The 15,571-nt window shown below is 63.1% G+C and carries 19 protein-coding genes and 1 pseudogene; 9 read left to right on the plus strand and 11 right to left on the minus strand.

Annotation, left to right across the window (positions count from 1 at the left end; genetic code table 11):
* Positions 1-340: 340 nt before the first annotated feature.
* The 3 genes from MOV74_RS41280 to MOV74_RS14290 all read left to right on the plus strand — a co-directional run bounded on the left by MOV74_RS41280 (position 341) and on the right by MOV74_RS14290 (position 2,303).
* Entirely contained in the window at positions 341-508 is a 168-nt protein-coding gene (locus MOV74_RS41280) for an ion channel (protein ID WP_369010466.1), read from the plus strand.
* A gap of 866 nt (positions 509-1,374) precedes the next feature.
* The gene (locus MOV74_RS14285) at positions 1,375-1,719 is read left to right on the plus strand and encodes a hypothetical protein (protein ID WP_246922918.1); all 345 of its coding nucleotides are present in this window, start codon (positions 1,375-1,377) and stop codon (positions 1,717-1,719) included.
* Positions 1,720-1,847: 128 nt separating this feature from the next.
* Positions 1,848-2,303 carry a hypothetical protein gene (locus tag MOV74_RS14290; protein WP_246922921.1) on the plus strand — a complete coding sequence of 152 codons (456 nt, stop codon included), beginning with the start codon at positions 1,848-1,850 and terminating at the stop codon, positions 2,301-2,303.
* A gap of 100 nt (positions 2,304-2,403) precedes the next feature.
* Here the strand turns inward: MOV74_RS14290 and MOV74_RS14295 are convergent, their stop codons facing one another.
* Complete coding sequence (locus MOV74_RS14295; RefSeq protein WP_246922966.1) at positions 2,404-3,162, minus strand: outer membrane protein; 759 nt, start codon at positions 3,160-3,162, stop codon at positions 2,404-2,406.
* Positions 3,163-3,863: 701 nt separating this feature from the next.
* Between MOV74_RS14295 and MOV74_RS14305 the strand changes: the two genes are divergently transcribed.
* From MOV74_RS14305 to MOV74_RS14315, 3 genes are all read left to right on the plus strand, one after another.
* On the plus strand, positions 3,864-4,127 hold the full coding sequence (locus MOV74_RS14305) for a hypothetical protein (protein ID WP_246922924.1): 264 nt from the start codon (positions 3,864-3,866) through the stop codon (positions 4,125-4,127).
* A gap of 614 nt (positions 4,128-4,741) precedes the next feature.
* Positions 4,742-5,092, plus strand: a complete 351-nt coding sequence (locus MOV74_RS14310) for a RidA family protein (RefSeq protein ID WP_246922927.1) — start codon at positions 4,742-4,744, stop codon at positions 5,090-5,092.
* 700 nt (positions 5,093-5,792) lie between these two features.
* Positions 5,793-5,936, plus strand: coding sequence for a hypothetical protein (locus tag MOV74_RS14315; RefSeq protein WP_246922929.1), 144 nt, complete (start codon positions 5,793-5,795; stop codon positions 5,934-5,936).
* A gap of 96 nt (positions 5,937-6,032) precedes the next feature.
* Here MOV74_RS14315 and MOV74_RS14320 read toward each other — a convergent pair whose 3' ends face one another.
* The 4 genes from MOV74_RS14320 to MOV74_RS14335 all read right to left on the minus strand — a co-directional run bounded on the left by MOV74_RS14320 (position 6,033) and on the right by MOV74_RS14335 (position 8,399).
* Positions 6,033-6,491 carry a hypothetical protein gene (locus tag MOV74_RS14320; RefSeq protein WP_246922931.1) on the minus strand — a complete coding sequence of 153 codons (459 nt, stop codon included), beginning with the start codon at positions 6,489-6,491 and terminating at the stop codon, positions 6,033-6,035.
* A gap of 156 nt (positions 6,492-6,647) precedes the next feature.
* Complete coding sequence (locus MOV74_RS14325) at positions 6,648-7,121, minus strand: cyclic nucleotide-binding domain-containing protein (RefSeq protein ID WP_246922933.1); 474 nt, start codon at positions 7,119-7,121, stop codon at positions 6,648-6,650.
* Between the two features lie 147 nt (positions 7,122-7,268).
* The gene (locus MOV74_RS14330) at positions 7,269-7,898 is read right to left on the minus strand and encodes a ferric reductase-like transmembrane domain-containing protein (protein WP_246922935.1); all 630 of its coding nucleotides are present in this window, start codon (positions 7,896-7,898) and stop codon (positions 7,269-7,271) included.
* 12 nt (positions 7,899-7,910) lie between these two features.
* A complete protein-coding gene (locus MOV74_RS14335; protein ID WP_246922937.1) occupies positions 7,911-8,399 on the minus strand; it encodes a Twin-arginine translocation pathway signal in 489 nt (162 codons plus the stop codon).
* A 271-nt stretch (positions 8,400-8,670) separates the two neighbouring features.
* On the opposite strand from MOV74_RS14335, the gene MOV74_RS14340 reads away from it, so the two are divergent.
* Both MOV74_RS14340 and MOV74_RS14345 read left to right on the plus strand, forming a co-directional pair.
* Positions 8,671-9,375, plus strand: coding sequence for a hypothetical protein (locus MOV74_RS14340; protein WP_246922939.1), 705 nt, complete (start codon positions 8,671-8,673; stop codon positions 9,373-9,375).
* A gap of 175 nt (positions 9,376-9,550) precedes the next feature.
* On the plus strand, positions 9,551-10,558 hold the full coding sequence (locus MOV74_RS14345) for an LLM class flavin-dependent oxidoreductase (protein WP_246922941.1): 1,008 nt from the start codon (positions 9,551-9,553) through the stop codon (positions 10,556-10,558).
* 166 nt (positions 10,559-10,724) lie between these two features.
* Here the strand turns inward: MOV74_RS14345 and MOV74_RS14350 are convergent, their stop codons facing one another.
* The 6 genes from MOV74_RS14350 to MOV74_RS14375 are packed head-to-tail and all read right to left on the minus strand — an operon-like array spanning position 10,725 to position 15,334.
* On the minus strand, positions 10,725-11,600 hold the full coding sequence (locus MOV74_RS14350) for an amidohydrolase (RefSeq protein ID WP_246922944.1): 876 nt from the start codon (positions 11,598-11,600) through the stop codon (positions 10,725-10,727).
* Between the two features lie 13 nt (positions 11,601-11,613).
* On the minus strand, positions 11,614-12,009 hold the full coding sequence (locus MOV74_RS14355; RefSeq protein ID WP_246922947.1) for a RidA family protein: 396 nt from the start codon (positions 12,007-12,009) through the stop codon (positions 11,614-11,616).
* A gap of 25 nt (positions 12,010-12,034) precedes the next feature.
* A complete protein-coding gene (gene hpaH / locus MOV74_RS14360; RefSeq protein WP_246922950.1) occupies positions 12,035-12,838 on the minus strand; it encodes a 2-oxo-hept-4-ene-1,7-dioate hydratase in 804 nt (267 codons plus the stop codon).
* A gap of 3 nt (positions 12,839-12,841) precedes the next feature.
* Positions 12,842-13,702 (minus strand): fumarylacetoacetate hydrolase family protein, encoded by an 861-nt coding sequence (locus tag MOV74_RS14365; RefSeq protein WP_246922953.1) that lies wholly within the window; start codon positions 13,700-13,702, stop codon positions 12,842-12,844.
* A gap of 45 nt (positions 13,703-13,747) precedes the next feature.
* On the minus strand, positions 13,748-14,365 hold the full coding sequence (locus MOV74_RS14370; protein WP_246922956.1) for a flavin reductase family protein: 618 nt from the start codon (positions 14,363-14,365) through the stop codon (positions 13,748-13,750).
* 3 nt (positions 14,366-14,368) lie between these two features.
* On the minus strand, positions 14,369-15,334 hold the full coding sequence (locus tag MOV74_RS14375; RefSeq protein WP_246922959.1) for a tripartite tricarboxylate transporter substrate binding protein: 966 nt from the start codon (positions 15,332-15,334) through the stop codon (positions 14,369-14,371).
* 127 nt (positions 15,335-15,461) lie between these two features.
* Between MOV74_RS14375 and MOV74_RS14380 the strand changes: the two are divergent.
* Positions 15,462-15,571: pseudogene (locus MOV74_RS14380) on the plus strand (IclR family transcriptional regulator); the annotation flags it as partial.

Genomic DNA, 15,571 nt, shown 5'->3' on the forward strand with positions numbered 1-15,571 from the left:
CAAGCCGGGGCACGCCGGCGCCCTCGCGGACGGGGCGACCCGTCGTCGGGCGACTTCAGCGACGCCAGGCTGGTCCGGAAGTCCGGCGAGGTGCCGGATGACCTCAGCTCACTGTGAGCGCGGGAGCTGGATCATTCCTCACTTCGTCATGCGTCTTCGCCCGCCGTCCCCTGGGGGGCTCGCCCAGTAGCGGCCCCACCAACGCCGTTACGCATGGCGAGGCCGCCTGCGCTCCGGGACACCGAGGCTGGAGATGTGCCCGGAGGCGGCCAAATTTTACGACAGCGATTCACCTTTGTAGGTTTGTCGATTGACGACGCATTCAAGGGCGTTGACTAAGATGATCAATCATTGGCCAGCAGGGTCCATTCTGAGCTTTAGCGCGCTGACGACCACCGACTACGGCGATGTCGTGCCGATGCGTCCGTGGGCCAGAAGCCTTTGCAACCTGGAAGCCATTATCGGGCAGCACTACCCAGCGACTCTCTGTGACGCTGGAATTGGATGAGCGTAGCCACTAGGTCGGGCGGAGTTGGTCGCGTGAACCTTCATCGAAGGTACGGGGCGGTTCACGATCAGACGACGGACACAACATCCCGGCAATGCCGGATTCTTTTTTGCAAGCTTTGACATGGATCAGCACCGCTACAAGCATGCGACACGAGCGTCGCGTCAGTTCTCTGTACAGAGGAGAAAGTCGATGACGTACGTAAGTAAGGCTGCCCTTGCTGCTTCCGCCTTCGCGTGTGCGGCAATGTTCTCCCTCGGCTGGTCTGAACAAGGCGGGGTTTCGCTCTCAATCGAGAGCGCTCAGGCGCGGGTCGGTCGTCCGCTGACGCCCGTGAGCGTTGCGGGTGTTGCGCGTCGCCATAATCGGCGAGCCATGCACGGATATGGGTATGGCGCAGGTGTCGCAGGTGCCGCCGCGGTCGGCACGGCTACCGCTGTCGCCGCTTCCTCAAACTGGGGATCGGGCAACAACAATTGGGGCAACGCTTACGCGGCCCAGACTGATCCTCACTTTGGGCAACCGCTCTACCCTCACAGAGCCTACTATGGACATAGCCCTTATTACGGTTACGCCGGATGGGACGATTATTCGACACGCAACAACCTTAAGTGCCACCCGGGAGGCATGATCAAACTCGACGACGGCCAGATGCACCACTGTCAGTAGGAGTTAATGGCAGTTGCACAGTACGGGCAATGAGACAGTCGATCTCGTGAAGCAAACGGCCCCGGACCATGCCGGGGCCGAGGTTTGCGGAGTTGATGGTCCTACCAGCGTTGATGCGCGAGGTGGTAAGTCGTTCGCATCTCTGGCGTGGCTGAGTTGATCCGGACATCGCCACGGGCGCGACTGAGGGGGAGAGAATGAAACGCGTCGTGCTAACCACGATCATTCTCGTCCTTGGGACAGATGGGGCTCGCGCCGAGCCCCAGGCCGCCCAGTGTTCGTCCTTCTACATCTCGGAAATCACTCTCGTATCGACGGCCGACGGCGAGGCCGGGCACGTTCAGACCTTTGTGGGGTTCGGCCCCTCCAAGGAAGCGGCAGAGAAGAGCGCCCTGGGATGGTGCTCGCATATCAGGTACGATCTTGAGACCTGTTTGAATTCGGATCGCTTGACTGCTCGCAACTCTCCGTCAGACGGAGATGGCGCCGCCCTTCATCTCAAGTACATGAAGGCAGTTGCGCGCATTACCGGCTGCAGTTAGAGCGCGTTCGCGAGCGATCGAACGCGCTTGATCTATATCAAGCAGCTCGTGGCCATCTTGCAGCATGCGTGAGACAACGTCGTAGAACTGGCCCAGGGTAGTGTTTCGGGGGTACGGGAGCGACCAGCATGCCGCTGTTGGCATATCTCTGGAAGGTCGGAACGGCGTTGCTCTTACTGCTCTTTGTCTCGGACTATTGTGTTCCGAGGGCGCCAATCCCCGAACAGGCGCCGGCCGATCAAGCAACGATACGCATTCACTCCGATCGCAAATGGCCGGAGCGAATTGTCTTCGATACCCGGTCGCCGACAATCGTTGCCGCCGCACCCGCGGTCAATATCCCCGATGTCGCGATGTCGTCAGACGTCACCGAACTGCCTGTTGGCCGGGTGGATAACCCGACAGTCGCAAATGCGCTCGCAATGCTGCCGCGTCCGGATACACGACCGCCTGAATCCATCGACCGCAAGCGACAACCCAAGATATCAAACGTCGCCGCCCGGCCGAGACGACACGTCAAGCCGCGGATGCTTCTAGCGGCGCGACAAGGGCAGTTCACCTGGCTTGGCTTCAGATCCTGGTGATCGGCGTCCGGAACTGCGCGTGCCGCGACGGGCAAGCCCTCGCCGTTCGTTAAGGCGGAGGCCCCTGTCGCGGGGCCTCCGTTATGGGCGCAAGCACAGTTCAGTAGCGAGCGGTGACCGGCGCACCATAGCCGCCGAAACGATAGTTCAGCCGAAGTGTGACCATGTCCACATCCTGGCTGACCCCGTTGCCGAGAAGGGTGACTCCCCCGGGCGTGACCACGCCTGCGAAGGACGTGTTGTCACGCCCCATCCAGAGATGGTCGTACTCGAGACCGAACGACCAGTTGGGAGTGAAGCCATATTCCCAGCCGACGCCCAAGGCGCCGCCCCAGCGCGTGTGACCTGCCGAGGCGAGTCCAACACCGGTGGCATTGTTGAATATGTCAAAGCGATTGCGCGTTACCGCAGCGCCACCCTTCACGTAGAACAGCGACGCGTTCCATGCCCAACCGAGTTGAGCCGTGAACAGCCCAATGCCATCGATCTTGCCTGTGGTGGAGATCAATGGATCGATCAGGCTGACGCGGGTGTTCTTGATCTCGGCCCAGTCGCCCTGCGCCTCCAATCCGAGGACAAACTGATTGGTTTGCCAGCGGTAGCCGAGTTGTCCGCCAGCAAGGCCTCCGGAGCGATCAGCGCAACCACCTGCAACTGTCCCTGCCGGCGTCAGGAAATCCACGCAACCGTGGCTCTGCCCCCAGCCTCCATTGGCGCCAATGTAGAATCCGCTCCAGTTGTAGATCGCCACCACCGGTGCGGGAGGCGGCGCTGCCTTGACAGCCATATCGGCGGCCATGGCCGGAGCCGTCATGTTCAGCGCCGCGAAGCTGATCGCAGCCATCAAAAGCCTTTTCATCGTCATGTCCCCTCGCTCTTTTTTGTTTAGAAATGCGAATGCAGGCTGGCGCGCATAAGCACCGCGAACATCCATAAGTTAGGTTCAATGAGACCCTAAGCCCGTAACATAATGGCAACACTCTGGAGCCGCGTATGTGCACGGAGACGTACTTATTCAGTGTCGGGACCGGTATGTCGTTCAGTGTCCGATAGTTCGTCGTCAAGCCAGGCTCGGATGCGGGCCGACGGAATAAGCTGCCTAGGGACGCTCGGATTGATCGTGCCTGCGAATACAGCGAGGCCTTCGTCGAGCTTTGAACGAACGAACGCCTTGGCCTCTGCTTCCGTAGTGAAGGTCCTTGTTTCCCGAGGACTCCGCTGCTTCGGCAGCGTGCCGCGTTTACGGACTTCGAAGGTGACGTACCAAGTCGGTGTCATCGCGCACCCACCAGCGAATTGGCCCAGCCTGTCGATCCTCGCTGTTGTGGTGCGCCGGTCACATGGCCGGTTGATCTGAATCAAGATCGCGCCCGATGCTGTCAGACTACAGCGAAGCGATGCGCACCTAAACACAGACATTGTTCGGCAGAGCTCCAGCCCAGCCCAGCCCACCCTTGAACCACGTCAACTCGCTCATCCTTCCGAGCACACGTTATCTGTAGCCGCCGGAACGCGGCATCTGCCACCCCTGATTTCGCAAGCACAAAGAGGAGGACCATCATGAAGGCGAAGACGCAACTCTCGATGAGATCCGCGACGATTGCAGTGATCGTTGCCAGCGCCCTTCTGGTGCTTGCAGGCGTCACGCTCAATCCATCACCGGCCCACGCAATCGTATATTGCCAGTACGTCGGTTATCCGGGGGGGTGCGTTGCCAGGGCCGGCGTCGTTCTGACGCCGCGCCCCGTTGCGCGTGCAGCAGTCCGCCACAACGCTGGTGGCAATGCAAATGGCGGCGTCAATCGCGTTGGCGTGCGGCGGTAAGGGGATTTACTCGCGGATCGCGAGCCTGGCAGTGAGCCAGGTTCGCGACCGCATCTCTCGATCCCCTTCTCGATCGAGACCCCCGATCGGCATCGAGATCTTCAGCCGCCCCTCATGCCTCTGTTGCCCCTCGGTTGGAGCAGACCATCCCAGGACGCGTCGAAATCGACCGAGATCCTCGCTCCTACCGTCCGAATCGGTGGTACACGGCGGTGGTCATAAAACTCGACCAGACTCTTTCGGATGCCTTGTTTTTCGGCGCATTCGCGGCATCGGGGGGAGGGAGTCGCACTATCTCCATCTCCGCCAGAGCGAACCCAAAGTATCGAAGAAGCAGACGGTCAGCCTCTGCGGCTAACGAGATTTCCTGCGTGGCGACCTCGCGCGGAATGTGTTAATCATTGCCGCGCGGCGCCCCCCAAAGGTGCCACACAAAAAAAACGCCGGGCCGAAAACGCCAATAAAATCAGTGGTCGATCGGATTGTTGCAACAGTTCAATCCTGTCTGGCAGCACCATTCTCCCCCGATTGAAGCGAGCTTATTGAGGCAGGTCTTCTTATTGAGACAAGCCTTGCGCCTGACCAGCGAGCCCGCAACCTGCACGGATGCCATCGTGATCAAACGTTCCCTGCCCTATGAAGGACTGCTCCACGAGATCGTCGAGCATAACGACGTGCTTTATCTCGGCGGTGTCGTCCCTGAAGATGCGGGGCTCGACATGACGGGCCAGGCCGACGATGTGCTGCGTCAGTTGAAGACCCTGCTCGAAGGGGCCGGCTCCGATCTCTCCTGCGTCCTGCAGGTGACGATCTTCATGGCCGAGCTCGCCGACAAGGCGGCGTTCAACGCGGTGTGGAAGCGCTATTTCACCGCGAACCATCTGCCGGCGCGTGCGGCTGTCGGCGTTGCGGATCTCGGCCCGGGCGTCAAGCTGGAGCTGACGGCGATCGCCGCCCGCAAGTGATACTCGGGCGACATCGCCGAGGCGCGACGCCTCAGTCATTCCTGTATTCACACATGAAGCTGCATTCTCGCGGCAGGAAACGCCCGAGTTTTGCTCTTCTCTTTCGCCCTCTCTTGTGAAGAGGGCGCAGGGAAGACCGGGTGCCGGCTGGCACCCATGACCCGCTGCGCGAAGAATTTGCACACGCAAATGCGCAGGCGGACTACAGGTGGGCCGGAAAACACCCGGCCTTCCCTGCGCGATGGGTTGACGGCCTATGCCTGCTCTCCCCGGAGCCGAATTCCTTCTGGCCTCCGTCACCTCCGCGAAAACCGATGCACACGTCCGGTTGGCCGATGCATCTTCGCGAAAGCTTGGCTGTAGCAACGACAGCCAGGACCACATGGTTTAGCCGTACGCGACTGCTTCGTTCGTCACACGGAGAAGGACCTCACGAGGGTCACCCCGCCCTGGTCCCGCCTTGCCGTGCCCGACGCAGCCGCGTCCACCGCACCCCCGCCCACGTTCGTTGCGACGTACGATCGCCCCTCTCCTCGGGCCGGGATGGCGGGAATATGCCGCAATTCCGAATTTCGGTAAAGTGGAATATTTTCGCAATGGGGGATTGACGGGGTCGGGGTGTTTTGCCCGACGGGTCGCGATGGGGCCGCTCCGGTAAGGTTAATCCTTCCTTTCGATTGTCGGTAAAGTTTTATCTATTATGGTCTTTGTCATCCGTGACGAACCAGAGGTTTCGCCAGTGTTCGCGTTTTGCCTGATCGTGGCTGGGATTGCGCTGCTTCTCTCCGGCATCGTTGCCTTCGGCTTTCATCGAAACTCGCTGCATTCGATGGCGTTGCTGTAGCCGCATCAGGGTGCGGGCCCGCAGAATGGGGCGGGCAACTGTCCGCCGTAGCTCAAGGAGCGAACAGGTTTCGCTCCGCTCTCCCCTTCCTAAGCACTATCGCGATGCCCGCTGCGGGTATGCGGCCAATGCAGCGCGCAAGTGCTGCGCGGCCGACTTCAGGTCGAGTTCTCGCATCGGAAATTCGACCCATAGGTCCTCTTCCCCGGCAGTTCGGCTCGCCGCCCATGCCGGCCTCGCTTCGAGATCGAAGTACACCCGGAGGACAGGCTGCTTGAGGCTGACCAACATCCGAAATTCGAGATTCGGCTCGGTGAACCCACAGTCATCCGACCACTGGTTGGCATCCGCCACTGCATCCATCCAGGATGCCAGCCGCGCGACTTCATAGGTGAGAAGGCACGGGTCAGTGAAGCGCCATGAGCCCTTCGGATGCCGCACTTCGCCAGCTACGACCAGCCAATTCGAATCGTATTCGGCCGCTTCCAAATGGGGAAACTCATATCCAAGGATTCGAAGCTCCAGGGATTGTCCGTCGCGGCTAGCGAGTTTCATGATTCCGCTTCGGTCCCATTGGTTGCGTGCCCGTGTTGTAGCCCGTCTGCGACATCATAAAGCAAGATGGGGCCGAGCGAAGCGAAACCCACGGCGTTCGGACGCGAAGGATGATAGGCCTTGCAAGTGCCTATCCATCCTACGCCCGGCGCGCTTTCAACCGTCCTCCACACGTCTTGCGGCAAACCGCTCATCTGCCCGCCGTAGCCTTCGGCACAGCTCGCGGTTGATGTTTTGCAGGATGATCACATAAGCGTGGATGTCGGACTTGTAGCAGGCGTAGAGATCTTGCGCGGTCAGCTCGTACAATAGCGTCGGACTTTCCGCGACAACCGTTGCTGAACGGTTCTGCATCTCGATCAGCGTCATCTCGCCGAAGAAATCACCGGGCTGCAGCACGGAAATCGGGATGACGCGGCCCGCCTTCGTCCGCTTGCTGACCGCGAGGCGGCCGAATTTGACGATGAACATCGAGCGGCCCGGCTCGCCTTCCGATACGACGGTGCTGCCTACCTCGAAGCTGCGCTCGACCAGCATGGAGATCAGGAGGTCGAGGCTTCCGTCCGAAAGGCCGCCGAAGAACGGCGTCGCGAGCAGGAACGCTTTCAGATCGGAGGCGGGGGCGGTCATGGTGCAAGGATATGCCGCGTCTCCCTGCACGACAAGCAGAACGGCGTAGCCCGTAGGGTGGGCAAAGCGAAGCGTGCCCACGTAATTTTTGCGATCGAGAAAGATGGTGGGCACGGCGCAAGTGCGCCTTTGCCACCCCTACGCCCACTACAGGCCATCCCCGCGCAGCGTCCTTCGCTTTCGCCAGACCTGCAGGTCCATCATGACCTTTGCAGTTGCCGCGACCACCAGCACGCACAGCACGGCCTTCGAGACCGTCTCCATCGTCCCCTCGATCAGGAGGCAATGGACCACGCTGCCGACGACGATGACGATCGCGAGCGGCATATGAATGAAGCGCCAGGTTCGCGGCCGCAGTTCTAAGCGCCGGCGCAAGGTCGCCAGCAGCGCGACAATGAAGATGGCCCACATCGCGGTGACTCCGAAGGGCGAGAACGGCGTCGGCGATGCGTAGGTCAGGGCGTCCATCATGTCGGGCGGGCTGGTGATCCAGAGCCCGGCGACGTGGACCACCACGGCCAGCACCAGCGCGCCGCCGATCCAGCGATGGGCGCGCCGGCCGCGATAGGCCGACAGCGGCGGCAGATAGCCACCGATCAGCAGCGGCTGCACCAGCACGAGACCGAGCGCGACGATCCCTGCGAAGCCGGCGATGATGTAGACCGGCCCGCGCCATGCGAGTTGCTCGCTTGTCGCAGCCAGTGCGACCGGCACGCCGATGGCCAGGGCAACGGCGACCCTGACCAGGATCACCCGCGCCGATCTCCAACCCGTCATTCGCCGGCCCGATCAGGCCGGCTGCAGAACGAAATGCGCCTCGAGGCTGGTTTCCTTCGCGCTCCGCATGACCGGCCGCAGGAAGACAGTTTTGAACTCGCCGCTGTCATAGGCGAGGTGGCCATGCGGCTGGCCGAAGATCGGGATGATCTGCGGCATCTCGAGCCGGAACCTGCCGTCCTTGTCGGTGAGCGTGGCGCCGTGGCTCTGCGGCTCGTGCTCCTGGCCTTCGACCGTGTGCGCCCAAATCTGGATACGCTGGCCCGCGAGCGGGGCGCCGTCGCCGGCGCGGCGCACGGTGCCGCTCATCCAAAAACCGCCCTTGCCGATGCGATCCACGACCGCCGCGCCCTTGCGGTAGTTGTTAGCGCCACCCGACATCGATTCGGTCGGAGCGAGGCCAGCGGCGCGGGCCGGCGAGAGGAGGCTGGATGCGCCGGCTGCCAGAACGGAGGCACCGGCGACGAGGAGATTGCGGCGGTTGAGTACGACCATTGGCATATCAATTCCTCCGGGCGACCGGGTGGCTGCGTCAAGGATACAACAACAGGGCTGAAACGCCCAGTTGCGACGACGGGCGCAAGGGGTTGCAATAACAGTGTTGTGAACGGGCGTGCGGGGCTCACGTGGAGGCTCCGACACCGGGCATGCATCTTCATTGCCCGCCGGCTTTGCGGTAGCTTTCCGTGGAGATGGTGCATCATCCGGACAGGACACCCGTGCGTGTACCGAGAGTGGGGAATGTGACGATGAGCGGCTGATTGCGATCGCTGTGCTGTCGATCTTCGCCGGACAGATGGCGGAGGCCGCCGAGGGAAAAGCCTATCCCAACGGCCCCCGCGATCTCATCGGCCACTACGGCAACAGTCCGACTCAATGCCAGTCCTACCACCGCAAGTCCGACAACATGACTTCGATCAGCGCGACCAGCTACGAATTTTGCGGCGGCTCCATGTGCGGCGCCGACATCGTGTCGCACCGGAAACTGAAGGACGGGTACATCCTCAATCTCAAAAGCCCCGGCAATCCTTCGGGCCGGCGCGTCAGGGTGAAGCTGCTCTACAAGGGCATTCAAATCGCGTTCTCCCGGCGCGATCCGCCGGAGACGTTGGCCCGCTGCACGGAGGCCGACGCGATCGCCGGAATCGGCCTGCGACCGGACCAAGAGCCCGATGCAGACAAGTCATTGGCCCCCGTTTTTCGCAGCGTACTATGCACTTGCCGTCCCCGGCAAATGCCCGGGCATCGAGGCGAACGCACAGGCCGCGGAAGCGATCATCGCGACAGGACGATCATCCTGGACGGAGTTCTTGCGCAAAGGACCAAACTCGCAACATGCGACGCCGGAAGGGACGAAAGACATCGCCCGGGAACGAGGAGCTGCCGAATATGCAGTGCGCGCCGATGCCGTCGAGATCGGCGCGTTTTGCGGCGAGGTTCTCAACGCTTTCGGCGCCGGCGGTCGCGTCAAACCTGACCTCTTGAAGGATACGCGCGGGAAGACGTGATGGCCGCCCCCGGAGGGCCGGCACGGCAATTTCGAATGGCATCGTTGCGCCGACGGTCAGGCAGCCTCGCCGTGCTAACATTCGCGCCGGATGGCACTACATGTGAAGGCCCGGCGCCTATCGCCCTCCACCCGGACATTCCCCATGATCCCCTTCTCCGTCCTCGACCTCGCGCCGATCCGGCAAGGCGGCGACGCCGCGCAGGCGTTCCGCAATTCGCTCGATCTCGCCCGGCATGCGGAAGCCTGGGGCTACAAGCGGTTCTGGCTGGCCGAGCACCACAACATGACGGGCATCGCGAGCGCTGCGACCTCGGTGGTGATCGGGCACATCGCGGGCGGCACGAAGACGATCCGCGTCGGCTCGGGTGGGATCATGCTGCCGAACCATTCGCCGCTGGTCATCGCCGAGCAGTTCGGCACGCTGGAATCGCTTTATCCCGGACGGATCGATCTCGGGCTCGGGCGGGCGCCGGGCACCGATCAGTTCACCGCACGGGCGCTTCGGCGCGACCTCGCGACCACGTCCGAGAATTTTCCGCATGACGTGCTGGAGTTGCAGGCGCTGCTCGGCGATATCAAGCCGAACCAGGCGATCCGCGCCGTGCCCGGCATGGGGACGAAGGTGCCACTCTGGATCCTGGGTTCGAGCACCTTCGGCGCGCAGCTGGCGGCGATGCTCGGGCTGCCGTTCGCGTTCGCCTCGCATTTCGCCCCGCAGATGATGATGCCGGCGCTGCGCGAATATCGCGCGCGCTTCGAGCCGTCGGCGCAGCTTGAAAAACCCTATGCGATGATCGGCGTCAATGTGTTTGCCGCCGATAGCGAGGCAGAGGCGCAGCGGATGTTCTCCTCGCTGCAGCAGCAGTTCATCAATCTTCGCCGCGGCACGCCGGGTCCGCTACCGCCGCCGGTGGACGACATGGACGCGCTATGGTCGCCGGCGGAGAAGGCCATGGTCGGCCAGTCGCTGTCCTGCTCCGCGGTCGGCTCGCCCGAAATGGTGGAAGAAAAATTGAAGGCACTGATCGCCGAGACCGGCGCGGACGAGCTGATGACGACGGGGCAGATCTACGACCATTCCGCGCGGCTGCGCTCGTTCGAGATCGCGGCCGAGGTGCGGGACAGGGTGGGGAGGCAGCCCGTGGTGTGAGCGCTCGCGCCGACGGCGGTGCGCCCCCTCCCCCGCGTGCGGGGGAGGGTTGGGGAGAGGGTGTCTCCGCAATGGGACAATCCCCTAGAGGAAAAGGCCCTCACCCCCGCCCTCTCCCGCAAGCGGGAGAGGGAGCGCACTGCGCTCGTGGTGAGCCTTGCGTGCTCTAATCCGCAAACCCGAACAGCTTCGCCGGATTGTGCACGAGGATCTTTTCCAGCTCCGTCTGGTCCGCGACATAGCGGTACATCAGCTCGAGCAGATCGGCATCGTTCGGCGGCTGCTTGACGGAGACCGGATGCGGCCAGTCGCTGGCCCAGACGCAGCGGTCGACGGCCGCCTCGATATAGGCGCGCGCGATCGGGATGACGTCGTCGTAGGGCGCGCCGGCCTTCGAGGTCTTCTCGCCGAGTGACAGCATCACCCAGAAATTGCCCTTCTTCAGCAGCTCGAGCATCTTGCGCAAATTCGGATCGTCCTTGCCGGCCTCGGGGTCGGGCCGCGCCATGTGGTCGATCAGCACGGGCACGTCGAGATTTTCGTATTTCGCGACGCTCGACATGATGCCGTCCTTCTCCGGCTGGATCTTGACGTACCAGCCGAGCTCGCGGATGCGCGCGATCGCACGGGCGAAATCGGCGTCCGACAGCACGGCGCCGAGCTCCTGGCGGAAGCTGAAGCGCGCGCCGTGCACGCCGGCATCATGCAGCTTGGAGAGGTATGAGTCGCTCGCCTCAGCGAACACCAGCGCGTTGGCGCAGCCGCGATAGTTCGGGCCCATCGCAGCCAAGCCGTCGAGCACGACGGCGTGATCGGCGCCGTAGGTCGTGGTCTGCACGATGATGCCGCGCTCGATGCCGAGCGTTTTGTGCACGCGCAATGCCGCTTCCCAAGTCGCGGTCGGCATCCGGTAGGCCGCTCCCGGGCGCTCCGGATATTTGTCGATGGGGCCCAGCACGTGAAACTGGCTGTCGACGGTCTTCGGCGGCGGCGCCTTGCTTGGGCGGCGCGGATTGGGATCGAACGGCAGATAGGTCGGCATGCGCAAAACTCCTTCAGTCGATCACGGCGGTGAAGTCGCACTGCACCAGCGCGCCGCCGTCCATGTTGTCCATCGGCAGCGCGTGGCGCGCCGGGCGCGAATGCTCGTCCGGAAACATTTTCAGCCACTCGACATTGACGGGGCCGCGCTGCGTGCGGTCCTTCAGCCATACCGTCATCTTGATGATGTCGTCCGTGCTGCCGCCGGCGGCCTCCACCGTCGCCTTCATATGCGCGAACATGTTGGCGCATTGCGCGTCGAGACCCTCCGGCATCGCATTGGTCGAGGGATCGCGGCCGAGGATGACGCCCGACATCACGAGATGGCCGATGCGGCAGGCGTTCGGAATCGGATTGACGTGCTTGAAGCCGCCGATGTGGATGCTCTTGCGCCGTGTTTGACCCGTCATACTGCGCTCCCTGTTTGTTATTGGTTCAGACGAACTGGCACGACACCGAGCCGAACGCGCCGTAGTCGGCATGGAACGTGTCGCCGCGGCGGATGTCGACCGGGCGCGTGAACGATCCCGCCAGCACGACCTCGCCAGCCCTAAGATGCTCGTCATGCGGCGCGAGGCGGTTGGCGAGCCAGGCGATGCCATTCGCCGGGTGATTGAGCACGCCGGCGGCAAGGCCGGTCTCCTCGACCTCGCCGTTGCGGAACAGGAGCGCGCCGATCCAGCGTAGATCCGCGTCCATCGGGCGGATCGGACGGCCGCCGAGAACCAGCGCGGCATTGGCGGCGTTGTCCGAGATCGTATCCATGACCTTTCGCGTCTTGCCTGTCTCGGGATCGACGCGATGCATGCGCGTCTCCAGGATCTCCAGCGCGGGCGTGACGTAATCGGTGGCGTTGAGCACGTCGAAGATGGTGCAATCGGGACCACGCAGCGGCGCCTTCAGCACGAAGGCGAGCTCGACCTCGATGCGCGGCGCGTGGAAGCGGTCGAACGGAATCGGCGTGGCGTCGGCATAGAACATGTCGGCGAACAGCACGCCGTAATCCGGCTCGGAGATGCCGACCGCGTTCTGCATCGCCTTCGAGGTCAGGCCGATCTTGTGGCCCTTGATGATGCGGCCGCGGCCGAGCTGAAGCTTGGTCCAGGCGCGCTGGATCGCGTAGGCATCTTCGATGCTGAAATCCGGATACTCTTTCGAGAACATCGGGATCAGCGCCTTGGTGCGTTCGGCCTCATCCAGGCGCGCGGCAAGACGTTCGATCACAGCAGTGTCCAGCATGATCTAGCTCTCCGCCGCGACGGTGTTGCGCAGCACGCCGATGCGGCTCGATTCGACCTCGACGACGTCGCCGACTTTCAGCCAGCGCGGCGGATTGAAGCGGGCGCCCGCACCGGTCGGCGTGCCCGTCACGATCATGTCGCCGGGCTTCAGCGTTGCGAAGGTCGAGAGATAGGAGATGATGAAATCGAACGGGAACATCAGCCGCTCGGTCGTATCCTGCTGCCGCACCTCGCCGTTGACTCGCGTGGTGATGTCGTGAGGCCCGCGCGGGTCGAGCTCGTCCGCGGTGACGATCCACGGGCCGATGCTGCCGGAGCGATCGAAATTCTTGCCTTGGGTCACGTTGAACTTGCCGTGACGCAGCCAGTCGCGGATCGTGCCCTCGTTGCACAGCGTCATGCCGAAGATGTGCGACCACGCCTTCTCTCGCGGGATGTGACGGCCGCCCTGCCCGATCACGATGACGAGCTCTCCCTCATAGTCGAGCTGGTCCGAAACCTTCGGCTTCTCCAGCGGCTGGCCCGAGCCGGTCATCGAGGACATGCTGCGCACGAACAGGCTCGGATATTTGGGCAGGTCCGAATTGTCCTTATATTCGGCGTTGCGCTCGGCGTAGTTGACGCCGATGCACCACAGCTTTTCCGGCGCCAGCACCGGCGGCAGCAGGACGAGGTCTTCGAGCGCATAGTCGGGCCTGGCGCCCGCCGCCGCTTCCTGCGCATCGGCGATCGCATTGGCCGCGATCAGCGCGCGGACGTCGGAGAAGTTGCGGCCGATCCGCCTGGTCAGATCGATCACACCACCTTCGACGGCCGCGCCGTAGCGCGGCTCTCCGTCCAAGAGATAGCTTACGAGGCGCATGGTCGTTCTCCAATGGTGTTCGGGTAGCGCGGCGGGCGGCGGCGCTCAGTCTTTCGATTTCGGGGTCTGGAACACGGTCTTGAGCGTCACGATCTCGCCGAGTCGGGCGTAACGAGGACCGCCGATGCGGGCGATCGGGTCGAGCGCTGATGTCTCGACCTTGCCGTCGTTCACGAGGCCGTCGCGGATGTGGAACATCACGACCTCGCCGACGATGAGCCGGCTCTTGGCGTCGCCGAATTCGAGGCATTGCCGGAAGCGGCATTCCATCGCGACGGGCGCCGCCGCCAGCCGGCGCACCTTGATGCGCTCGCAGGGCAGGGTTTCGAGCCCGAGATGTTCGACCTCGCTGATCTCAGGCGGATGCTCGACCGATGAATCGTGCACCGCCGACATCAGCGGCGCATCGGCGATGTGGATCACATATTCCTCGGTATCGAGGATGTTGTGCGCGGTGTCCTTGTAGTCGGCGCCCTTGCGGCCGACGCTGATGGCGAGCATGGGCGGCTTCTGCGAGACGAAGGTGAAGGCGCTGAACGGGGCGAGGTTGAGCACGCCGCTGCGCGACAGGCTGGTCACCCAGGCGATCGGACGCGGCACCACGATGCCGGTCATCAGGCGGTAGATGCGCTCGGCACCGAGCTCGGTGGGATCGATCTGCATGGCTCAGTTCGCCGTGATGTTGGCCTTGCGCACCACCGGAATCCACTTGGCGTCCTCGCGCTCGAGATAGGCCCTGAATTCGTCCGGGGTCATCGGCGTGGCTTCGCCGCCGAGTTTTTCGAATTTGTCGACCACGCTGGGGTCCTTCAGGATCGCGACGAGCGTTTCGTGCAGCTTCTCCACGATCGGCGCCGGCGTGCCCGCGGGTGCGAACAGGCCCGTAAAAGTCTGGCCGTCGAAATCCTTGTAGCCGAGCTCGGTGAAGGTCGGCACGTCGGGCAACGACTTCAGGCGGTGCGGGCTGGTAACGGCGAGCGCGCGGAACAGGCCGGCCTTGATGTGCTGCAGGCTGACCGTGAGCTGGTCGAACGCGAACTGCACCTGGCCGCCGAGCAGATCGTTGATCGCCGGCGCATTGCCGCGATAATGCGCCGTGACCCATTGCACATCGAGGTTCGACTGCATCAGCTCGCTGAGCAGATGGTTGGTCGTGCCGGGGCCGGGCGAGGCCATTGTCAGCTTGCCGGGCTCGCGCTTGGCAAGATCGATGAACTCCTTCAGCGTCGTCGCCTGCACCGACGGATGGACCTCGAGCACCAGCGGCGTCATCGAGATCGTCGAGATCGGCAGAAAGTCCTTCTTCCAGTTATAGGCGTCGCGCTTGTTGATCTCGGTCGCGAACAGCACCGGGCCGTTGGCGCCGACGAACAGCGTGTAGCCGTCGGGCGCCGATTTCGCGAAGGCTTCGCCCGCGATCATGCCGCCGGCGCCGGCCTTGTTCTCGATGACGAAGGGCTGGCCGAGCTTTTCCTGCAGCTTGTCGGCGACGATGCGCGCGGCGCTGTCGACATTGCCGCCGGCGGGATAGGGCACGATCAGCTTGACGTTGCGTGCCGGCCATTGCTGGCCCGACGCTGGCCCGGCCAGCATCGCAGTAGCGGCAGCTATGGCAATCCAGATTAATCTCATGTTAACCTCCCGGCAGCGCTTCCAATTTCGTCGAATGCCTGACGTCGCGCATGGCAACTCGTTCGGAGCGCAATCTCCAAAGGCGCGCTTTACCTGTCGAGTGAATTGTGGCGTTCTTGTCCATATTATGGACAGAACCAGAGTAGCCCGCAATGCGATGGCACCGCGGCAGGGCGCGCAGGCAATCCGCCGCGCGCTCGCGGTGCTGCGCATTCTCGCCGCAGGCCGCGAGGCCGC

Origin of the sequence: Bradyrhizobium sp. SHOUNA76 (assembly GCF_023006445.1) — a bacterium.
GTDB lineage: Bacteria > Pseudomonadota > Alphaproteobacteria > Rhizobiales > Xanthobacteraceae > Bradyrhizobium.